Annotated in this window: 21 protein-coding genes; 10 read left to right on the top strand and 11 right to left on the bottom strand. The window is 60.4% G+C overall.

The annotated features are described in order from the left end of the window. Positions 1 to 90: 90 nt before the first annotated feature. From FHT76_RS05930 to FHT76_RS05905, 6 genes are all read right to left on the bottom strand, one after another. A complete protein-coding gene (locus FHT76_RS05930; protein WP_259184839.1) occupies positions 91 to 774 on the bottom strand; it encodes a DsbA family protein in 684 nt (227 codons plus the stop codon). 418 nt (positions 775 to 1,192) lie between these two features. After that, positions 1,193 to 2,011 carry an RNA ligase family protein gene (locus FHT76_RS05925; RefSeq protein WP_259184838.1) on the bottom strand — a complete coding sequence of 273 codons (819 nt, stop codon included), beginning with the start codon at positions 2,009 to 2,011 and terminating at the stop codon, positions 1,193 to 1,195. 6 nt (positions 2,012 to 2,017) lie between these two features. Then, entirely contained in the window at positions 2,018 to 2,452 is a 435-nt protein-coding gene (locus tag FHT76_RS05920) for an RNase H family protein (protein ID WP_259184837.1), read from the bottom strand. Next, positions 2,445 to 3,497 carry a recombinase RecA gene (gene recA / locus FHT76_RS05915; protein WP_259185554.1) on the bottom strand — a complete coding sequence of 351 codons (1,053 nt, stop codon included), beginning with the start codon at positions 3,495 to 3,497 and terminating at the stop codon, positions 2,445 to 2,447. Before recA ends, FHT76_RS05920 begins: the two co-directional genes overlap by 8 nt. 141 nt (positions 3,498 to 3,638) lie before the next feature. Further along, on the bottom strand, positions 3,639 to 4,916 hold the full coding sequence (locus tag FHT76_RS05910) for a hypothetical protein (protein WP_259184836.1): 1,278 nt from the start codon (positions 4,914 to 4,916) through the stop codon (positions 3,639 to 3,641). Positions 4,917 to 4,964: 48 nt separating this feature from the next. After that, on the bottom strand, positions 4,965 to 5,327 hold the full coding sequence (locus tag FHT76_RS05905) for a hypothetical protein (protein ID WP_259184835.1): 363 nt from the start codon (positions 5,325 to 5,327) through the stop codon (positions 4,965 to 4,967). Between the two features lie 160 nt (positions 5,328 to 5,487). Between FHT76_RS05905 and FHT76_RS05900 the strand changes: the two genes are divergently transcribed. The 3 genes from FHT76_RS05900 (at position 5,488) to FHT76_RS05890 (ending at position 7,731) form a co-directional block, all read left to right on the top strand. Further along, positions 5,488 to 6,525, top strand: a complete 1,038-nt coding sequence (locus FHT76_RS05900) for a hypothetical protein (protein ID WP_259184834.1) — start codon at positions 5,488 to 5,490, stop codon at positions 6,523 to 6,525. A 151-nt stretch (positions 6,526 to 6,676) separates the two neighbouring features. Continuing rightward, a complete protein-coding gene (locus FHT76_RS05895) occupies positions 6,677 to 6,802 on the top strand; it encodes a hypothetical protein (protein WP_259184833.1) in 126 nt (41 codons plus the stop codon). Positions 6,803 to 6,867: 65 nt separating this feature from the next. Next, positions 6,868 to 7,731 carry a hypothetical protein gene (locus FHT76_RS05890; RefSeq protein WP_259184832.1) on the top strand — a complete coding sequence of 288 codons (864 nt, stop codon included), beginning with the start codon at positions 6,868 to 6,870 and terminating at the stop codon, positions 7,729 to 7,731. Here FHT76_RS05890 and FHT76_RS05885 read toward each other — a convergent pair. Continuing rightward, positions 7,728 to 8,498, bottom strand: coding sequence for a hypothetical protein (locus tag FHT76_RS05885; RefSeq protein ID WP_259184831.1), 771 nt, complete (start codon positions 8,496 to 8,498; stop codon positions 7,728 to 7,730). The genes FHT76_RS05890 and FHT76_RS05885 overlap by 4 nt on opposite strands. Positions 8,499 to 8,649: 151 nt before the next feature. Between FHT76_RS05885 and FHT76_RS05880 the strand changes: the two genes are divergently transcribed. Together FHT76_RS05880 and FHT76_RS05875 are read left to right on the top strand one after the other, a co-directional pair. Then, positions 8,650 to 9,597, top strand: a complete 948-nt coding sequence (locus FHT76_RS05880) for a tRNA(His) guanylyltransferase Thg1 family protein (protein ID WP_259184830.1) — start codon at positions 8,650 to 8,652, stop codon at positions 9,595 to 9,597. Between the two features lie 13 nt (positions 9,598 to 9,610). Beyond that, positions 9,611 to 11,656 (top strand): ATP-dependent helicase, encoded by a 2,046-nt coding sequence (locus FHT76_RS05875; protein WP_259184829.1) that lies wholly within the window; start codon positions 9,611 to 9,613, stop codon positions 11,654 to 11,656. A 76-nt stretch (positions 11,657 to 11,732) separates the two neighbouring features. On the opposite strand, the gene FHT76_RS05870 is transcribed toward FHT76_RS05875, so the two are convergent. The 4 genes from FHT76_RS05870 to FHT76_RS05855 form a co-directional block, all read right to left on the bottom strand. Further along, positions 11,733 to 12,719, bottom strand: a complete 987-nt coding sequence (locus FHT76_RS05870; RefSeq protein ID WP_259184828.1) for a hypothetical protein — start codon at positions 12,717 to 12,719, stop codon at positions 11,733 to 11,735. Positions 12,720 to 12,865: 146 nt separating this feature from the next. Next, the gene (locus FHT76_RS05865; RefSeq protein WP_259184827.1) at positions 12,866 to 13,126 is read right to left on the bottom strand and encodes a DUF4236 domain-containing protein; all 261 of its coding nucleotides are present in this window, start codon (positions 13,124 to 13,126) and stop codon (positions 12,866 to 12,868) included. 72 nt (positions 13,127 to 13,198) lie between these two features. Continuing rightward, entirely contained in the window at positions 13,199 to 13,978 is a 780-nt protein-coding gene (locus FHT76_RS05860; RefSeq protein WP_259184826.1) for a hypothetical protein, read from the bottom strand. Further along, positions 13,965 to 14,306, bottom strand: coding sequence for an ADP-ribosylation/crystallin J1 (locus FHT76_RS05855; protein WP_259184825.1), 342 nt, complete (start codon positions 14,304 to 14,306; stop codon positions 13,965 to 13,967). Before FHT76_RS05855 ends, FHT76_RS05860 begins: the two co-directional genes overlap by 14 nt. A gap of 172 nt (positions 14,307 to 14,478) precedes the next feature. On the opposite strand from FHT76_RS05855, the gene acpP reads away from it, so the two are divergent. From acpP to FHT76_RS05830, 5 genes are all read left to right on the top strand, one after another. Then, on the top strand, positions 14,479 to 14,715 hold the full coding sequence (acpP, locus tag FHT76_RS05850; RefSeq protein ID WP_259184824.1) for an acyl carrier protein: 237 nt from the start codon (positions 14,479 to 14,481) through the stop codon (positions 14,713 to 14,715). A 138-nt stretch (positions 14,716 to 14,853) separates the two neighbouring features. Continuing rightward, entirely contained in the window at positions 14,854 to 15,282 is a 429-nt protein-coding gene (locus tag FHT76_RS05845; protein WP_259184823.1) for a winged helix DNA-binding protein, read from the top strand. 2 nt (positions 15,283 to 15,284) lie between these two features. Next, the gene (mutL, locus tag FHT76_RS05840) at positions 15,285 to 16,922 is read left to right on the top strand and encodes a DNA mismatch repair endonuclease MutL (protein WP_259184822.1); all 1,638 of its coding nucleotides are present in this window, start codon (positions 15,285 to 15,287) and stop codon (positions 16,920 to 16,922) included. A 99-nt stretch (positions 16,923 to 17,021) separates the two neighbouring features. Beyond that, entirely contained in the window at positions 17,022 to 18,059 is a 1,038-nt protein-coding gene (locus FHT76_RS05835; RefSeq protein ID WP_259184821.1) for a hypothetical protein, read from the top strand. Between the two features lie 189 nt (positions 18,060 to 18,248). Then, positions 18,249 to 19,313: a hypothetical protein gene (locus FHT76_RS05830; RefSeq protein WP_259184819.1), complete on the top strand. Its 1,065-nt coding sequence runs from the start codon at positions 18,249 to 18,251 to the stop codon at positions 19,311 to 19,313. The last annotated feature ends 3 nt before the right edge of the window (positions 19,314 to 19,316 follow it).

The raw sequence follows: 19,316 nt of genomic DNA, 5'->3' as shown, positions 1-19,316 counted from the left end.
GCAAAACGCGGAATGGCCGGAAATAGATTGGGGCGGCCGCCGCCTTTCGGAATGTGGACCGCCCCTTCAACGCCTGTGGGGGCGCAGGCGTTATTTGGAGGTCTTGGAGTCCAGGTGCTTCTGGATGATCTCGCCCATCTTCTCGGCCGTGTTGGCACCACGGACATGTTCGCCGTCGATGATGAAGTACGGCGTGGAGTTGACGCCGTTCTGGCTGGCGTCGAGCATCGCCTTGAGGGACTTCTGGGCGAACTCCTTGCGGTTCATGCATTCGATCAGGCTGTCCTTGGCGTCCTTGCCTTCCGCGAAGGTGAAGTCCTTGCCGTACTTGTCCTGGAGGACAGTCACCAGGCCTTCCGGGTTCTGCGCCCACTTGTCGACGTTCTTGAAGAACAGCTTTACGCTGTCGTAGCGCTTGTCGGCCGGCATGCACTGCACGGTGAGAGCGGCAGCCAGAGCGGACTGGTCAAGCGGGAAGTGGCGGTAGACGAGCTTGGCCTTGCCGGTGTCGATCCAGTTCTTCTGGACGGCGTCGGCCGCCAGCTCCTGGTAGGCCTTGCAGTGGGGGCAGGTCAGCGAAGCGTATTCGTAGATGGTGATCGGAGCCTTGGGGTCGCCGACGACGATGTCGTAGCTCTCGCCCGTGTCCGCGTCGGTGTAGGCGGTCGGCGGGTTCCACGTGTTCGGAGCGGCGGCATCCTCGGCGAAGGACGGCGCGGTGGCGGCGAGAAGGAGGGCGGCTGCGGCGAGCGCCGTCTTGAATTTCGTGATCATGGGAGGTCCATAAAGTTGACGATGACTCAAGCGTCACCCGAATCCTCAGACGCGGCAAGACCCGGAGAAAATTATTGACGTCACGACACCGTGAAGTGCTAAATTTGGCCTTGGCCCAGGAGTTCGGCATGTCGATTTTGAAAGACCTCGCTCGCGTGTTTCGTCGCAACGAAACAAAGAAATGCGCTCGACCTCCGGCGGGGGAAGCGTACGAAAGGTTACGGGCGAAATCCAAAAGCCCCAAGGCCGCGCAAACACTCGTGAAAGAAGTGCTCGCCGACGCTCACGCGCTCATAGCTGCAAGAAAGAGGTCCGAGGACGATTTCAACGATGTCGTGGCAAGGATCAGGGTGCGCGACCTCGCGCGCAAAATCAGCAAGGATTTCAAGAACAGGACCATTTAGTCGGTGTCATCGGGCTACGGAATGAAGGTCGAGACGCTCGGAACAGGCTCCGATGCCCGATCCTGGACGACGTTCGGGACGAGCGGCATGTCCTTCCAATGACGGCCACCGTCGACGATCGCGCTCACGAAATCCGGCCGCACCCATTTGAACCGGAGTACGACCTCGCCGTTCTCCTCGACCTTGCCGTAGACGCCTTCCGCCAAATCCGTTCCATCAAGACGGCCAAGAAACGCATCAGGAGACTGGCCGACCCGAGAAGCGGCAAGGCCTGCCGACTGACGCCATGTCGGCGACTTGAACGCCGAGGGGCCGACAAGTTTCGAGGGATGCTGGATCGCTCCAGCCGATCCAGCGGCGATCACTCGGACGCTATGGATAGCCTGGACGGCCGACAGAAGCTCCTGACGGGAAGTCGTGTCGAGGAAACGGCCATCCCGCATGTCTAGGATATCGAATTCGAGAAAGTGGCAGGGCAGGATGTCGTAGAAAATCCGGTGCGCCGCGAACAGCCATTCTCCGTAGACGCGGTATCTGGTCTCGAAGCGGTCGAAGAACGCGTCGGCGTTCATCTCGAACCAGTCCTTGAACTTGTCGAACTGCTTCTCGGCCCCACCCCGCGAGGAGAGATCGAGCGGTGATCCGCGATACCGCAGAACGGGTTCCAGATCGTCGTCGAATTCGAAGCTCCTCTCCGAACCGTCCATCTTTTCCTCGAGAACCACATGCCGATGCGAAAGGTCGGACCATGCCAACCGCTCGCGCGACGAGGACGAGGTTCCGAGTCCGGAGCCATCGAGATGCATGGTGCGGGGATATCGGACGTCGGGCATGGGAGATCAGGCTATGCCAGCGGCTTCGGCCTGAGCGAGCATCGACGCACGTGCTTGATGCGGGACGTCGTCGCCAGCGGCGACTTCCTGCCACGAGACGAAGCGCTTGCCGCATTCCTCAACGAGGCGCGACCATAGTTCTTCATGCTCTCCACCGCCGGGATTCCATCCTTCCGAGAGGATGCCGACCAGATCGAGAACGAATTTGGAATCGGTGAAGACCGTTGCCGTCACATCGCGTGGAACGCGCGTCAGTCCCATGAAGACGGCGGTCAGCTCCATGGCGTGATCGGTGGAGAGGTCGTCTCCGCCCGACACGATGGCATGCTCGAGGCCGGTCGATCCGTGGATCACGACCGAAGCCCAGCCTCCCGGGCCGGGAGAACGGTTGCCCGCGCTCCCCGCCCAGACGGCGTATTGCGACCGGTGAGGGTCATTCATCCGGCGAACTCGCGTCGGCGTCGGACTCAGGCGAACCTGCGAGAAGAGTTTCGCTGATCACGCCTGCTTCGGCCCGCAGCTTGCCTTCGATCACGTTGGCGATCTCTGGGTTTTCGCGCAGAAACTCCTTCGCCTTTTCGCGGCCCTGACCAAGGCGCTGGCTGTCGTACGAGAACCAGGCACCGGACTTTTCTACGATGCCGGCCTTGACGCCGAGATCGACGAGCTCGCCGACCTTGGAAACGCCTTCGCCATACAGGATGTCGAACTCGGTCTGCTTGAAGGGGGGAGCCATCTTGTTCTTGACGACCTTGACGCGTGTCTGGTTGCCGATGACTTCTTCCTTCTCCTTCAGCGCGCCGATACGGCGGATGTCGAGGCGAACGGATGCGTAGAACTTGAGAGCGTTGCCGCCCGTCGTCGTTTCCGGATTGCCGAACATCACGCCGATCTTCATGCGAAGCTGGTTGATGAAGATCACCATGCAGTTGGTGCGGCTGATGTTGCCGGTCAGCTTGCGGAGTGCCTGGCTCATCAGACGTGCCTGGAGACCCGGCAGGCTGTCGCCCATCTCGCCTTCGATTTCAGCCTTGGGCGTCAACGCCGCGACCGAGTCGACCACAAGAACGTCGATGGCACCGGAGCGGACCAGAGTGTCGGTGATTTCGAGAGCCTGTTCACCTGTGTCTGGCTGCGAGATCAGCAGCTCGGGGAGGTTGACGCCGAGCTTACGGGCGTAGACCGGGTCCAGGGCGTGCTCCGCATCAACGAACGCACAGGTGCCGCCCTTCTTCTGGCATTCTGCGATGACCTGGAGCGCAAGCGTTGTTTTGCCAGAACTCTCGGGTCCGTAGATTTCGACGATACGACCATGAGGAAGACCACCGATGCCAAGCGCGATGTCGAGGCCAAGAGAGCCTGTGGAGGTCGTGTCCACTTCGAGCTTCGTATCTTCGCCGAGGCGCATGACGGAACCCTTGCCATGTGCGCGTTCGATCTGCGAGAGGGCGGCTTCGAGAGCCTTGAGCTTGTCGCTGCCGCCAATCTTGGCGTCTGTTGCTACTGCGGGTTTGGCCACGTTGGGTATTGCCTCCGGAGGTTAATTCATGACTTCAATGAGAGGGAAATAATGTTGACATCGCAAGAAGTCAATCATCATTCCCATCATTGTGTCATGAATTTCGCCTTAGGCAAATCCAAACGACGGGTTCTGGCCAAATTCCTGTTCCAGAGTCTTGGTACGCGGAATTTCGCGGGGAATTTCGCGATGATCCTTGTCGTAGTGATTTACATGACCCCGGTCACCGACCGTGGTGTAGCCGACCAGCTTGCCGTCCGCCCCGAAACGCTCGTACTCGCCGTAGGGCAGGCAGTTGATGGCCGACAGGGCTTCGGTGTTCGCCGCCCTGTCCCATGCGATCATCTGGCCGCTGCGGTTCATCTTGATGACGATGTCGAGATCGGCTTCCGCGCCACCGAAGCCGAAGGAGCTGTCGGCAACCGGGGCGATGTCCTTTTCGGCACGCAGGAACAGCCTGTTGAAGTCCTCGCGGGAAACCCGCTCGGCAGCGACGGCCGCCGTCCTCGGGCTGGCCGCGCGGGCCGCGAGTTCCGTGTAGTGTTCGATCAGGCCGCCGCCGAACTTTTCCGACAGTTTCGCGTGGTCGAGGCTAGGATGGACGTCTTCGGCCTTCAGGGACTTCGATCGTGCCAGGATGGGCATGCCGATCACGGGCTTGCCTGTTCCGTCGTTGCTCTTGGGAACGATCAGGTCGATGCCGCGGTTCTTGAGTTCGGCGAAGAGTCGGAAGTTCTCCTGCTCGTCGTCCGAGACGATGCCGACCACGCGGCCGAAGTAGCCCTGGTTCTTCTCGACCGTGTAGCCGAACTTGCTCTGCATGCTGTCGCGGGTCCAGGCCATGCCGCCCCAGGAGCCGTAAGCGTTGACGGGCGTGTCCTTGCCGATCTGCTCGCGCAGCCGGCCGGCGAGTTCCAGTTTGAGGACGTTGCGGTGCGACAGCGAAGGGTCCACCTGCGCCGCCGGCATCGACGCCCTGGTGGAGCGGTCGACGAGGAAATTCGTGACTTCGCCCGAAAGCTTGTTGATACGGCTTTCGAGGTCGAAGGAGTGTTCGCGCAGATAGGAAAACAGTTCCTGCACGCCGCCCGGGATGAACGAGCCGTTGACCAGGGACGACAGGCGTTCGCGGGCTTCTTCGATGGCGTAGTTGACGGTCTCGAGAAGCATGTCGCCGAGAGAAGGCGGCTTGCGGGTACTCTGCAACGCCTTGATGACGCCGAAGTTCGGGCGCGACAGGAAACTCGGAAGCTGCGCGAGGCCTGTGGAGTCCTTGAGCCAGTTGCCGAAGCGGTGGCCGCTGGCGATATCCAGACGGCGGGCAACACCTTCCATCAGGTTCTGGAAAACCCCTGGTGTCTGATTGATGGCCATTGCTGCCGCCATGTGTCGATCTCCCGTCGTACTGCCGCTTTATCCCGCAGATATTGAGGGTCAGCGTTGCAACCGACCAGCGGATTCGATCACCACGGAATCGAGCGAGGCGTCGATCTTCGTGACAGCGATGTGAAGGGCCAGTTTGCGGGCGAGCAGCATGTCGTCCTCGAGCGCGACGGTGAACAGCTGGTGCGTCACCTCGTTTTCGAAGGCGTCGTCCAGCCTCATGACGGAATAGGTGCTTTCTGCCTTCCAGACGCGCTTTCCGTTCTCGAGGGCCGGGGCGATCGTGACCCCGCAGAGCGGAACCTCGATCTTGTTGCCGGTGAATTTGATTTCCGTCTCTTTGACGCCGATCGCCGCGAGCGACGAGGTGATGGCCCTCTTCAAGAGTGCCGCGTTTCCTGTCTTGCTTCTCATTCGGAGTCTCCCTTTTCAGAAAGTCTAGCTGTCGGCCGAATGCGCAGAAAGGGTCGAGTTGATCCTCGTTGCTGCCGTCATGGAAGCACCGAACAACCGTCGGCTATTTTGACGCAGGCGTGGACGGGAGATACCGTTCAGCACGAACCGGAGAACGACCATGCACATTCGCGTGCCCATCGGCTACACCATCAGGGGAACCATCGGAAGAACCACGAGGACGTGGAAGTTCCAGGAGCGGGTGACCATAGACATACCCGATGTGACGGCCGAAGAGGCTCCGGTGGCAGTCAGCTGGGCTGCTCATTCAGACATGCACGGATACGATCCCCTCAAATACGCATTCCTCGGGCACGCAGGGGAGGACGGCCGACAGTTTACGCGCTGGTACGACGGCCGTCATTGGCTGCGGCTGACCGAACGCCACACGGAACAGTACGGCAAGCCGGGAAGAGCTCCCGAGTTGACCGCGGCCGGATTCGAGAACGCCCTTCCGATCGGCGGCGGCTACAACATCCTCGGCTTGAACGCGCTTTCTCCTGGCCAAGATCACCGAAAGGTCGAGGTCGATCCGACCGACAGGTTCTCGACAGTGAACAGGAACGGCCGTAATCTTGCTCTGGCCCAGCTGGGGGCGGTGACAGGCAAGCTGCTTTCCGTCGATGGCGTGCTTCATGCCGCTTGCGCGCAGCCGGCAATCTGCTTGGCCAAGGGGAAAGACGACAGCCTCGAAGGATACGTCCTGCACGTCGACACCAGATCAAACGTCGTCGACGGAAAGGACTACATCGTCGACCAGGTACTCGTCTTCGGCCTCGACGAATGGGAAGAGATGTCTCACACAGCTATTAGAGCAAGCGGAGACCAACAAAGAGCGGCAGCGAGATTGTCGGCGCTGGAGCCGACGGTACATCTGCCGGAGTCCATCGATCCCGATATCCTGACCGTCAGGACGGCCGATACGTTCGTCAAACGCTTCTTCCTGGACACGTACCCCCGCGTCGTCGGCTTGCACAAGTATTTCGACCACTCAGACCCAGTCGCGAAGGAAGAGTTTCTTCGAGGGTTTCTGGCCGAGTACAGGAACGAGTGGGAACTTGCCGGCCTGCCCGTTCAGCTGCTCGATCTCGCGGACGAAACCTTCGCCGACGCGAGGGTCGATCTCGGCGCGGAACTAACGCTGCCGAAACCGTTCTGAGGCCCGCGGAAACACCCGGAAATCTTCCGCCGGAATAACATAGCCTACGTCAGTGTTCTCCAGACAATGTCAGCCTTCGCAATGCGAATGGCGATGCCAGGGACGTCTCCAGTGTGGACAATGGGTCATCGTTCCCAACGAAAGGAAGCAGATGTTCCAGCTGAACGCCGCTACAATCGCACTCGCCCTCGAAACCACCATCGGGATGGCCACGCTCATCATCGGCGGTGCCATGTACCAAAACGCCATCGACGCGCTCGCCCGCACCTTCGGCTGAATGCGAGCTTGCGCGCATTCGATACCCGGGCGACCATTTCCTGAAACCAGGACAGGAAATATCAGATGCCGAAATTCAAGATGCCGAAGCCGTGGGTAGCGACCGGCAAAGGGAGTTATTCGAGGCCGTTGCCGCGCGGCGTGATGGTTTACAATCCGGAGGAGGAGTGTTTCTTCCTCTCGGTCAACCGCGGAACGAGCAAGGTGGTCGGTGATCGCTGGGGGCCGTGGCGCGGCGTTCTCGAAGACGAGGCGCGGATCGCCGAGGAGATGGACCGACTGTACGAACAGCTCGAAGCATCGGGCTGGACCACGATGGCATACCGTGATCCCGAAGGATACGGCAGAACCCACGAGGCCAACAAGCCGAACATGGTGAAGGCGCTTGCGAAAATCCCCCGCTCTCCGCTGATCCCGTGGATTTTGCGCGACATGCTGGACTCGGACCGTGCGTCCAGAGGGAAAGCCGTGTCGGGCGGAGTTCTGAGGGCGGCCGGTCACGACTTCCACGTCGAATATTTTGGCAGGATGTGGGATGGTGCTCCCGCGGACCACATCTGGTTGACCTTGCAAAACCCAGGTCAATCCAAGAGGACGGAGGGCGGAAAACGCCTGCAGATGGACCTGCATCAGGTCGATGCGATGCTCGACTTCCTTATCGGTGTCAGAGAAAATCTTGCTCCAAAGGAGACAGCCGACGCAATCACGCACGAATTCAGGGTCGGCCAACCGGGTGAAGACAACGCCACAAGGCTCCTGCGAATGCGCCAACATGCGCAGGGAATGAACGCCGTCCTCGAGGAACTGAAGGAATCGTCACCGGAGCAGTTGGCGACGATCTTGGCGATGACAAGGATGATCAACGCGGGCGACATGACCGTGGAACTGGTCTACGGCCCTGAGGACGAAGCGGGAGCCAACGTCCACTAGGGCCTCAGCGCCGCGGGGGCTGCGGTCATGCCGCGCCTGGCGAATTCGGCTTCCACATAGTCGTGGATGCGCGCCTCGTGCATCGGATGCGCCGACAGGGCGCGGGGTGCCTGATATCTGACATGCTCGATGCCAGTGCCAGCTTCCTCCCATTTGTCGAGCAAGGCGTTGAGACGTTCGGCTGCCTCCGGGGTGAAGTCGCCGTCCTTGTCGAAGAGCGCGCTGGACCTGGCATGCCAACCGAAGAACGTGGTCAAGTCGTGGACGCGGTAGCGGCCTGATCGCGAATCCAGGACTTCTTCGTAGAGCGCGCGGTCGTACTGCGGGTGTGCTTCGGCGAAGGCGGACAACTGAAACCGGCGAAAGACGATGTCGTCGTGCGCGACCTCGTCGTTGCGCATCATGGCTTCGATTTCCTCCTCGTCGAGGTCGAAATGCCTGTCGAGCTTGCCGTACTGGGCGGCAAAGGTAGCGACCTCCCTGATCGGCATCGCGAGAGGTTCGAGCAGCCGGGTGAAAAGCGGCAGCGTAACGTGCGCCTCGAGGACTTCGGCCAGTTCGACGAACTCTTGCGACGATGGAGCAAGCGTGACGGTTTTTTCGCTGGTTGCGAGGGAAAGCTCGGTGATGACGGGTACGTATTCGTCCACCATCGCGCCGAGGTAATGGGACCTGTTCTCCTTGAACCTTAGTTCCCTCGTTCCTCTGACCGTGACAGAGTCTCTGTCCCAACTCTTTTTAGCCAGCAGCGCGCGTAGTTTTTCCATTGCATTCTCCGATCTGTAAAACCCAATGTGGCCCAACGCCATGCCAGCCACAAAAGCCATTGCGGGCCGGACGAGCTTTCCAAACTGGTTGACGTTTGCTACAGCCTGATGCCAGAATTGAAAATCAAGACGCCGAATACGAGAGACCGATATGTCAGCGAAATACGAAGACGCTATGGGCGACATGCTCAAGGCGCACGAGGCCAAGGAAACGGAACGGCGCGTGGCCCCCGGGGAATGCGCGATGATCCGCCTCGACGGCATGTCGTTCTCGAAATTCACGGGTTCGATGGTCAAGCCGTTCGACAGGTTGATGGCTGACGCCATGCGTGCGACGGCCATGCGGGCGCTCGAAGTCTTCGGACCAAACTTCGTCTACACCCAGTCTGACGAGATCACGATGGTGTTCTCCCCGGAACGCATGCCGTTTGACGGCCGTCTGCAGAAAATGGCAGGCGGTTATGCGGGAAAAATTTCGACGTTCTTCATGGCGGAAGCGATGAAGAGGTTCGCTAACGGCGTTGATCAGTTGCGGATGGATGTCGATGTCGCCCGTGACAACGGCTATGATCACGATGCGGCTGTCGAACTCGCAGACCATGTCCGCGGTTTCATCGACCTTTTCGACAGGCTTGCGCGCGCAGCTCCGGCTTTCGATGGACGAGCCATTGGCGTGGACCACGAGATGGCCGCGCAGTTCGTCGTCTGGCGCGAAGTGGACGCGCGTCGTAACGCGGCGTTGGGCGCAGGCAGGGCGGAGTTCACCCAATCGCAGCTCGGCGGCAAGTCGCCCGGCGACATCAAGGACATGCTGACCGCTCTCGGGATCGACTACTACGACAGATATCCGAACCAGTTCCGCCGCGGCATTTTCATGCGCAAGCGCGAAGTGGCCATGTCGCTCACCGAAGAAGAGCTGGCGCGCATTCCGGAACACGTCCGTGAAAGCAAGCGCGGGACGACGTTCTTGCGGTCGAAGGCTGTCGAAGTGGAAGAACGCGGTCCGTTCTACGAAATGGACAACATCGTCGAGGTGCTATTCGAAGATGCCGATCCGGTCGTCGTCGAGAAGCCGTTCGCCCGCCACATCGTACCCTGAGCCAGAGGCCCCCATGGATAGCTACTACGACGACGACTTTTACGAGCCGGGTTTCGACGATCCGGCTCCGCCGCCGCCGATGCCGCCGTCGGCCTCGATCGAGGAATTGCTGGAAGGCATGAATCCCGATCAGGTCGAAGCGATCCTGCATCGCGATGGGCCGGCCCTCGTGATCGCGGGTGCCGGATCGGGCAAAACGACGGTCATGGTGAAGCGCGTGGCTGCGCTTATCGCCAACGGCGTCGCTCCCGACAGCATCATGCTCTTGACCTTCACCAACAAGGCCGCGTTGAACATGGTGGAGCGCGCGCGGCGCTACACGCCGTTCGCCGACAGGGTGATCGCCGGAACCTTCCATTCCATCGGCCGCCGCCTGCTGATGGAAAACCTGCACCTCTTCAACTTGCCGACCAAGCCGACGATCCTTCCTTCCGACGACAGCGAAAGCGTCATGAAGGGAATCGTGAAACGGCTCGGCACGAAAGACGAGAACCAGCCGAACGGCGAGACGATCCACGGAATCTACTCCTTCGCGGTCAATACGATGCGGACCGTCGAAGACGTGGTCTACGACAAGCACGAAGACCTCGCGCCTTTCCTCAAGTTCATCGAAGACTGCATCGCCGAGTACAAGGTCTACAAGCGCGAGCGCGCGCTGTTCGACTTCGACGACCTGCTCCTCCTGTGGAACAGGATGCTGGACAATCCGCAGCTCGCCGCCGCGATCCGCGCTCGCTTCCCCTACATTCTCGTGGACGAGCATCAGGATTCGAACGCCCTGCAGTGCGCCATCATCGAGAAGATGGCAGGCAGCCATCCGAACGTCATGGTGGTCGGCGATCCGGCGCAGGCGATCTACGCCTTCCGCGGCTCCGCGCCGCGCACCATGTTTGCGTTTATGGAAATCTGGCCAGAAGCCAAGGTCATCTACCTGAACACCAATTACCGTTCGACCGAGGAAGTCCTCTCCATCGGCAACGCCGTCGACGCGTCCATGACGGAACGCTTCGAACGCCAGCTTGCAGCCGCCCCCGGCGCTCGCGGCACCCTTCCCGAACTGGTCACCGTTCCATCGAACAGCCAGGAAGCGATTTATATCGCCGACCGGGTCCTCGCCAACAAGGACAACGAGATCGGTTTCGGTGAGCAGGCCGTCGTCGTGCGTTCCCTGCATACCGCGCGCCACATCGAATTCGAGTTCGCCCGCCGCAAAATCCCTTACGTCGTCTACGGCGGCATCAAGGTGTCGAAATCACGGCACATCAGGACGTTCTTCTCGGTGCTTCGCTGCGCCGTCAACCCGTTGGACGAGCCTGCATGGGTTCAGGCGCTTGGCATCGTGAAGGGCGTCGGCCCCGCGATGGGCGAGAAGGTCTTCAAGATGATCTCCGGCGCGCCGCTCGCGATGGGCGATCCGACGGACATGGTCGTCAAGAAGGTCAACAAGCCGGGCATCGACAAGGTCATGGCCGCCTATAACGTGTTGGCATCCCGCAAGGATCGGCCGACGGTGGCGCTCGACAAGGCGTTGGTCATCCTCAACGACCTTCTGGCCGTCAAGTTCAAGGACAACTGGACCAAGTCGGCCCGTCGGGAAATCGAGGCCCTGATCGGCATGGCCGAGCAATACGAAGACCTCGAGTCCTATCTGGCGACGATGACGCTCGACAACAGCGCCGAAAAGGAATCGGCAGATGCCACGCCCGGCGAGACGCCGATCACCATCACCACCGTCCACTCAGCCAAGGGTCTCGAGTGGGATGCCGTCTTCATTCCGAGTTTCGTGCGCGGCCACATGCCGTCGGCGTTCGCGCGCGACCACGAGACCATGGAAGAGGAGAAGCGCGTTCTCTACGTCGCCGTGACCCGTCCGCGCAAGCAACTGGTCATCTCCGTGCCGACACTCGATTTCGACGGAAACCGCAACAGGGCGTCCGATTTCGAGGACAATATCCGGGAGTATTGCGCGATCAAGCGCTGGGGCCATCAGTCGATGGTCCAGCGCGGCTTCGGAATGGCCGACGACATGGGGTTTTCGATCGACATCAACGACCTGTAATTATCATGGCCGACACCTCGAACGAGGCTCCTCGGCATGGCTTGCGGCTGTGCAGCGGCGGCGCGCACGGCTGAAGTCAGGCGGCCCGCCTTGCGAAAGCCTCGCGCAGCCCGGTGTCGATCCCCTCCATTTCCGCGAGAATGGATTGAGGGATATCGGTGTCCTCGATCACGGGAGGAAGAAGGCGCTGCCCTCGGGCGTTGGCCAAGAAGTGATCCTGGTACCGCTTCTTGAGGAAAGTCATCGACAGGCTTATCCGGGGTCGGCGGAGCCACACGAAGTGGCGTATTATCGCTCTTGCTCCTGTGGCGAAAAAGGCGAGCGCGCACAGGCCGAAAACCCAGTTGTTTTCCACGTGGCGACTGAGTAGCGAGACGACCGTACCCATCATAACGGCGAAAACGACAAGATCGAGATACATCCACGCGAAGCACTTGGGCAAGCCTCGCCTCACGTAGTCGAGAAACAGCGACGTGCCGACCGCCGCCCTGATTTCGTGGATCGATGAGTCGTGGTTCGCCAACGTCGTCTTGGCGACGCCGATATCGGAACGGAGTTCGGCCAGTGCCTGGTTGAGGGCGTTGTGCTTGGCACCCGCGACGTCGATCCCCGGGTCGACCCAAGTGATCCTTTTGGCGTTTTTCCGGGCCGCCTTGATATCGGAAGTCATCTTGCGCCGATTGCGGCGGCACAGGGCCTCCTGCTGCTTGGCTTCGCCTAACGCCGTTTTCCTTTTCTGCTTGTCGATGCGCCTCAGTTCGGCGGCCCGCGCCTTGCGCGCCTCCTCCCTTTCATGATCGATCATGTGGTCGCGCAGAAGAGGCACCACCCTGTTGGAGAACTGGTTCAGTCCGAAGCCGTTGGATTCCATGATGCCGAGGGCAACCTCGGCCCACCCCTCGTCGATACCTTCGCCGCGTAGTTTGGTCCGGATCAAAAAGAGGCGCTCGTTGCGTTCGGCTCTTGTTCTTTGTGCCCTATGGTCGTCGACGCTCGCGTTATGCAGCCACACCCAAAGCCACTTGTCGCCTGCCCCTTTGTAAGACCTCTTGCGTGGTGCCATTACCCATCCCCCGAAGCACAAAATTCGCCGCGCGGTTGAAACACCCAAACGAAAAAAACGCAAGGGAGGGTGCTGACCGAGCGGCGACCAAGCCCGGTCCAAGAAAGAATTCGATGGAAAGTAGACTAGTGGCCGACGCCGGGTCGTTAGGTCAGCACTTTGTAGATGACGTATCCGATCACCGCGATGACGATCCATCCGACGATCGGATTTCCTTTCGGGGTGGCAGAGGGTTGCCCGTCCGAGTTACTCGTCAGGTCCTGGCGTTCGGAAGACCCCATGTCGGCGTAACGCTTGGTTTTCGAGTACCGCGCTCCGCCGAAGCCGACGCTATTGGTGATGCCACGATGGGTGAAAGTCGTGCGGAACGGTCCGACGCCGAAAGACTTGCGAAAGCTGAATCCCATTTGCCCCTCCAGGTTGCGAGAATCTTCTAGCATCGCGTCCGCCAGCCTGTCGAGCGGCATTCCGCGTTTTCCTTAATTGGCGGTCATTCCCCACGGACCGCCGTCTGCGCGAGCCTTACGGTCATTCGACAGTCGGGTCGCCATATCACCGAACTCCCGCTTTAGGTCGAAGGGCGCTCGCTTCTTAAGATGCTCGAGCGATGCCGCGAGTTCGTCGGCGCACCGATCCGTCAGTAGGGAGGCGCTTTCCACTCGGCCTGCCATGTGTTGGACGACGGCGGCCCATACCTGATCGCCCGAAATCTCCCGGCCGATGACTTCGCCTCGAAAGACCCGACGCCATAGCGCAGGTTTGATCAGATCGAGATCGATGCCGCCCTTGGCTTTCGGCTTGGGGAGGTAGACGAAGCCCATGCCTGCAGGGACGGCCTCGACAAACTTGCTGAACAGGCTCGCGGTGAGTTCGAGATCGCCGCTGTCGATGGCTTTCAGGGGTGGCAGGGCATCGGCCATCAAAGCGGCCGTCATGCAGTCGAACATCTTGAAGTCGGTGTCCGGCTTGAGGGTGTGGGACTTGCCCCGTGAATCGAGATACGCCTGCATGTGGCGGACCAAAAGCTGGCGGTCCAACACGACGGTCGTCGGTCCGAGGACACGAGATAAACCTTGAACGCCGCTTCCGAATCCCCCGCATGCGTTGAGGCCGTGCTTGATGCCTTTGAAGAGGTTGAATTTCTCGAAATAATAGAACGACAGGGCTAGGTGTTCCAACCACATATGGCCGTGGATTCGACGCAGCTCTAAATCGTCCTCGCCGGCGATCAGGCGGGAGTGGAATTCAACTGAAGACATGGGTGACTTCGATGACGCCGGAGATCGCTCTGTTGAAAGCGGGGAGGTCTTCGGCGGGAATCCAGTATTCGCGGTGCGCCTGGCCGCCAGCTTCTTCGACGCGATAGCGGGACAGGAAGGAATTCTCGACCTCGAACTTCGTGACGTATCCGGAACCGCTGCGGGCGACGTTCCAGTCCCTGGCGATCTTGAGCGCGTAGTCCTCGGTGGTGACCGGATAGAAGATCGGCTGGTCGGGCAGACGCGGCGGGAAAGCCTTCATTCCTGTTTGCTCGATGAGCGCGAGTTCCTCCGGCCCGACGGGACGCCAAAGCGTGGTGGTGTTCATGTGTTTCCTCCGAAGCGATGTCAAAGATAGTGCGCCCAATCCGCACCGGCGGTTAGACCGGAACGGCCCGCGTCTTCGCATTGCTCGCTGCGCCGGCGTTTTTTGCAATGATCGTACTCATGTCGAAACATCGCCTGTGAGCAGTAATTTGTTTCCGATGTGGGAGTAAGGCATGAATGAAATTGCAGACCGCGTAAGACGGATCATAACGAAGGTTCTCTCGGCGAGTGAGGCAAACGTGGCTCCCGCGGCCCAGTTGGTGAAAGACCTCGGGGCGGACTCGCTCGACGGCATAGAGCTTCTTCTTTGCCTTGAGGAAGAATTCGCGGTTCGGCTTACCGACGACCAGGTCGACGCTATCCATACTGTCGGAGACACGGTCGCCGTGATCGAGGCGGTGTCCGCCTGAAGTGGAATGGATCGGACCACGGCTGACTTTCAGGGACATCGGCCCGATCCGTTCCAAAACCAGTGGCCGGCTGTTGATCTCGCCCGCCGACCGACTGAAACTGGATGGATTAGTTCGTTCCGAAAGCCGCGCGCGCCGATGACACAACGTACCCGAAGCAAGGACTGGTCAAAGTTCCTGGTTGTCGTCGACCGTATCATGAGGGTCTACAGCGAGTTCAACGCCTCCATTCTCGTCAAGCACGAGGCCGAGGACATCTCGCTCGGAAACATCCTGTTCCTCATCTCGATAGGCGAGGGCGAACACAAGGTCAGCGATATCGTTCGCCGCGGCCGTTATGTCGGTTCCAACGCCACCTATTCCATCAAGGCGCTCGTGGCGGCCGGGTTGATCAATAGGCGTCAGGACGCCAACGACCGCCGCAACGCCCTCATTTCCTGGACGCCAGCGGGTGCCGCTCTCGTCAAGGACATCGAGCTCAGCTCCACCGATACGACAGGCTACTGCCGCGACAGCTGGGAAGCCCTCGAGGCCCTTGAAAACCACTTCGCTCGTCGGGCTGGATGACCATGCCCATCCGCATCCTGCCTCCCGGTGTCGCCGCCATGATCGCGGCCGGCGAGGTCGTCGACCGCCCGGCCTCCGCCGTCCGTGAATTGCTGGACAACGCCATCGACGCAGGCGCGACCTCGATCGAGGTATCCGTGCGTGGCCAGAAGCTCCAGGAGATCACCGTTTCGGACAACGGTGCCGGCATGGGAACCGACGACCTCGAACTCTGCCTCCAGCATCACGCGACGTCGAAGCTCAGAGGCGATTCCGTCAGCGCCATTTCGACCCTTGGCTTCAGGGGAGAAGCGCTGGCGTCGATCGCGGCTGTCTCAACGATCACGGTGGTCTCGCGACCCAGAGGTCAGGACGTGGCGTTCCAGGTGGCAAAAAATGCCTCCGAGGATGTCGGCAAGCTCCGTCCGGTGGCCGGTGGCTACGGAACCCGCATCACGGTCGGGGACCTGTTCTTCAATCATCCCGCCCGCCTCAAGTTCCTCAAGTCTGACCGAACAGAGAAGGCATGGGTCGTCGAGGTGGTCGAACGGGCAGCCCTTGCCCATCCCGCGATCGAGTTCATCGTCTCCATGGGCGGCGAGCGACGTCGCTACGCCACAGGCGATTTCGAGCGCAGAATGAAAGACGTCCTGTCGAAGGACTTCGCGGCCGACTCCGTCACGGTCGACCACTCGGACGGGCCGATCAGTGTGGTCGGGCTGGTGCCATTGCCGGGTGCCGTCACGCCGTCAGGCGCGCGGCAGGTCTTCGTCGTCAACGGCAGGACGGTTTCCGACAGGATGCTGTCGGGGGTGGTCTCGTCGGTATACCGCAGCCTCATCGGAACGAAGGACACGCCGTCGGCCGTGCTGCATCTTTCGGTGCCCTTCGACGAGGTGGATGTCAACGTTCATCCGCAGAAGTCGGAAGTCCGCTTCCTCAATCCGGAACGGGTCGCCGCCTTCGTCCGCGCCGCGGTCGAGCGGGCGCTCGACGACGCCGGAATGCGGACACCTGCGGCTGTCTTCGACCTCGCGCGCAAACTGACCGGGCAGGGTGCCGACAGCGACATATCCGACCGCAAGCGCCTCCCCCTTGGTCGCTATCTCGGACAGGCAGGTTCGATGTGGCTTGTCTCCGAGACCGCGGACGGCCTTGCCGTCGTCGACCAGCACGCGGCCCATGAACGCGTCATCCTCGAGAGGCTGAAAGCGGCCCTGCACGGCGGCGACAACGATATGGTCACCGTCAATCCGCCCGTGCGCCGCGACCTCAACAACATCCAGTCCGCGATGATCTCCCAGCGACTGGACGACATGCGCGACATGGGGTTCTCGATCCGCATGGCGGGAGACGCAGTGATCCTCGACGGCTACCCGTCGGTCCTGTCGGGCTGCATCCCGTCGGAACTATTGGACGAAATGATCCGCGCCTGCGTTGGGGGCTTTGTAGACGGCATCGTTGACGAGGCAGTCTGGGAAACGCTTGCAACGGCGGCGTGCAAGGCGGCCATCAAGGCGGGAGACAAGCTCGATCCTGACAGGGCGGACCGCCTTCTGCGCGAAATCGAGGCCACCCCGAATGCGGCTCAATGCAATCACGGCCGGCCGACGATGATATTCCTCAAGCACGAGGACATCGCCAGGCTGTTCGGGCGGTAGTCCAAGCGCGGCCGAAGTAACTCGCCACAAACCAGGCTGCGGATTGTAACGTGCTTGGAAAACGTCGATCCTTCGGGGATATTGCGAAGCGGTGTTTCGATGAAAGTCATCCTCCCTGTCATCTACCTGGATCGGCTCGAAACCGATGGCCTTGGTCTCCAGACGGGCGAGCTAATCGAGCGCGACGTCCCTGAAATATCCAGCTGCGATGCCCCTGTGATCGTCTCCGCACGGTCTTCGTTTACCATGGAGGACCATATACGATGGCGTTCGATCGACCTGAGGCTTCACAAGGGGAAAATACTCCGTAGCGCGAATTATTTCGCCGACTCGCAACACTGCATTGGAACCGATGCCTTGCCCGCGCGCGTAAGGGGCAAGGTCGACTGGAAGTACGGCGAGTTCATTCAGCTTTTGCCTGGATCGAGAGACCGATACCTGCACAATGCGGCAGTTTCCCTCCAGAATGGAAACTCTGGATTTATCCGCATAAGGGCCGCGCTTGACGACGATCTCATGATCGAATGGGCGCAAGCGCGGATGCGGGAAATGACGCAACGCGCTTTGGACCGTCTGGTCATTGTGGATGGTCAAGTGTGGAAGGAAACCAACTGGCCAAGGATCAGGCTTGCCGGCGAAAGATCGCTGATGGCACAGCTTACCTTCGACGAGGAAAACGAGTCCGTGCGACCGCACTACGGGCGTCTGGCCTACGATCACAGAATGCTCCTGCTGTCACAGGCACACAAAATTAGGCAGCTTGCCGAGGAGGCCGGGATTCCTTTGGACGATGACCACCGGGTGGAGGTTGATCGCATCGATACTGGAGCCATGCCATTCCTGAGCGAACGACTGAACGAGGCGTGGAGGATAGCCGACACAGTTGAGCGCCGGGTCTCCTCCATCGTCGGCGAACAGTCGGACGAAGCCGTCGCAAGCTGGCTTGCGTTGCGAGACGCGCTCAGCAGGCGTGATCCGGAGGCGGAGGTGGAAGACGTTGTAGAACTCGTGATGGCCATGAAGAACGTCCTCGGGCGAGAACACGCCGACATCGTCGCCGAGACTAAGAGGATGCTTTCGGTTCTGGACATTGAGGAAGCGCCCGGACGCAGGACCAAGGGACCGGGTTACCGATGAAAATCGCGGCTCCGCTTCCATACGCGGATCGATCGAAGACGAACGTTGGGAACCACGGCCTACGAGGTCCTTGCGATGATCGAAGCGTTGACGTCAAGCTTGGTGATGGCGGCGAGGGATGGCATCGGGAAGGATTGTGACTTCCGCTGAGATCGGCGATGGTTTGGCGTTATCGCCAAGGAGATCACCATGCGGATCGTCGTTCCGCTTACTTATACCGTTCGTTACGTTCCGCGCCGGGGAACAGGCGTGCGCAGTGCGCCGTTCCTCGAGCTGATGGAATGGGACGTTCCGGAGATTTCGATGGCGGACACGTCGGACGGAATCTGGATCAGGACACCGATCGTTCGCGCCAACGGCACCATCGCCTGGGCCGCCCAGCAGTGGCGGATATTCGAGGGAGAGTTGATCAGAGAGGCGGGACGCAGACCCGGCGGAGTCTCGCACATCCACGCCGACCATCTTCCGCATTACGAAAACGGCAGGATCAGGTCGAATTTCATCTTCCAGTTTCTTAATGAGGTCCTCCACCTTCGCAACAGTCACGAGCATTACAATTTGGCCCACAGGACCATGGTCGACATGGCAACGCCAGGGGCGAGGTTGGACGTGGCGCTGCCTCCTGCGCGCGAAGTCGTCGGCGACGACCGGGAAAGCAACCTCGCGGTCGTCGAACGGATACTGGGACGGCTGGTTCTCGTTGACAGCGTCCTCTGGAAGCGGACCCTTGAACCGCTGCTGAAGGTTTCGAACTCCTACCTCCAGCTGGATTGCACAATCGACTACAACGACGATGACGAGAAGCGGTCCGTTGTCGAGCCATTGCGACCCGGGGAATTCACGATACCGCTTGTCGACTGGCAAAGGGTGGCCACTATCGAACAAAGGAAAGGGCTGCCGTCGCACGTCCATGGCGTGGTCGACAGCGTTTCGCCGGAATCACCTGTCACCAGAGACACTGACCTTTGGCTCGCAAAGCGTGCTGCCGAATTCCTGCTCGAAAGCACGGCAGGTCTTCTTGGCGAACGGATGGCAGAGGAAGTTCGACTCTGGATCGATCTTAGGGATTTGGTCGCAGAGGGAGATGGGGCCGCGCTCAGAGACTTGCTCGATGGGATTGAATCCCTCAGGAGCGCGATGTCAGACAGATGGGAACTGTTCGCGGAGCGCCTGCACGACCTGCTCGATCCAATCGAACCGGGAATGGCAAAAGCGCCGCAGCTGCCATTCCTTCAGGCCAGGCCGCGACGCTAGTTC

The sequence above is a fragment of the Rhizobium sp. BK176 genome, assembly GCF_024808055.1.
This window is presented reverse-complemented; position numbering and strand designations above follow the sequence as displayed.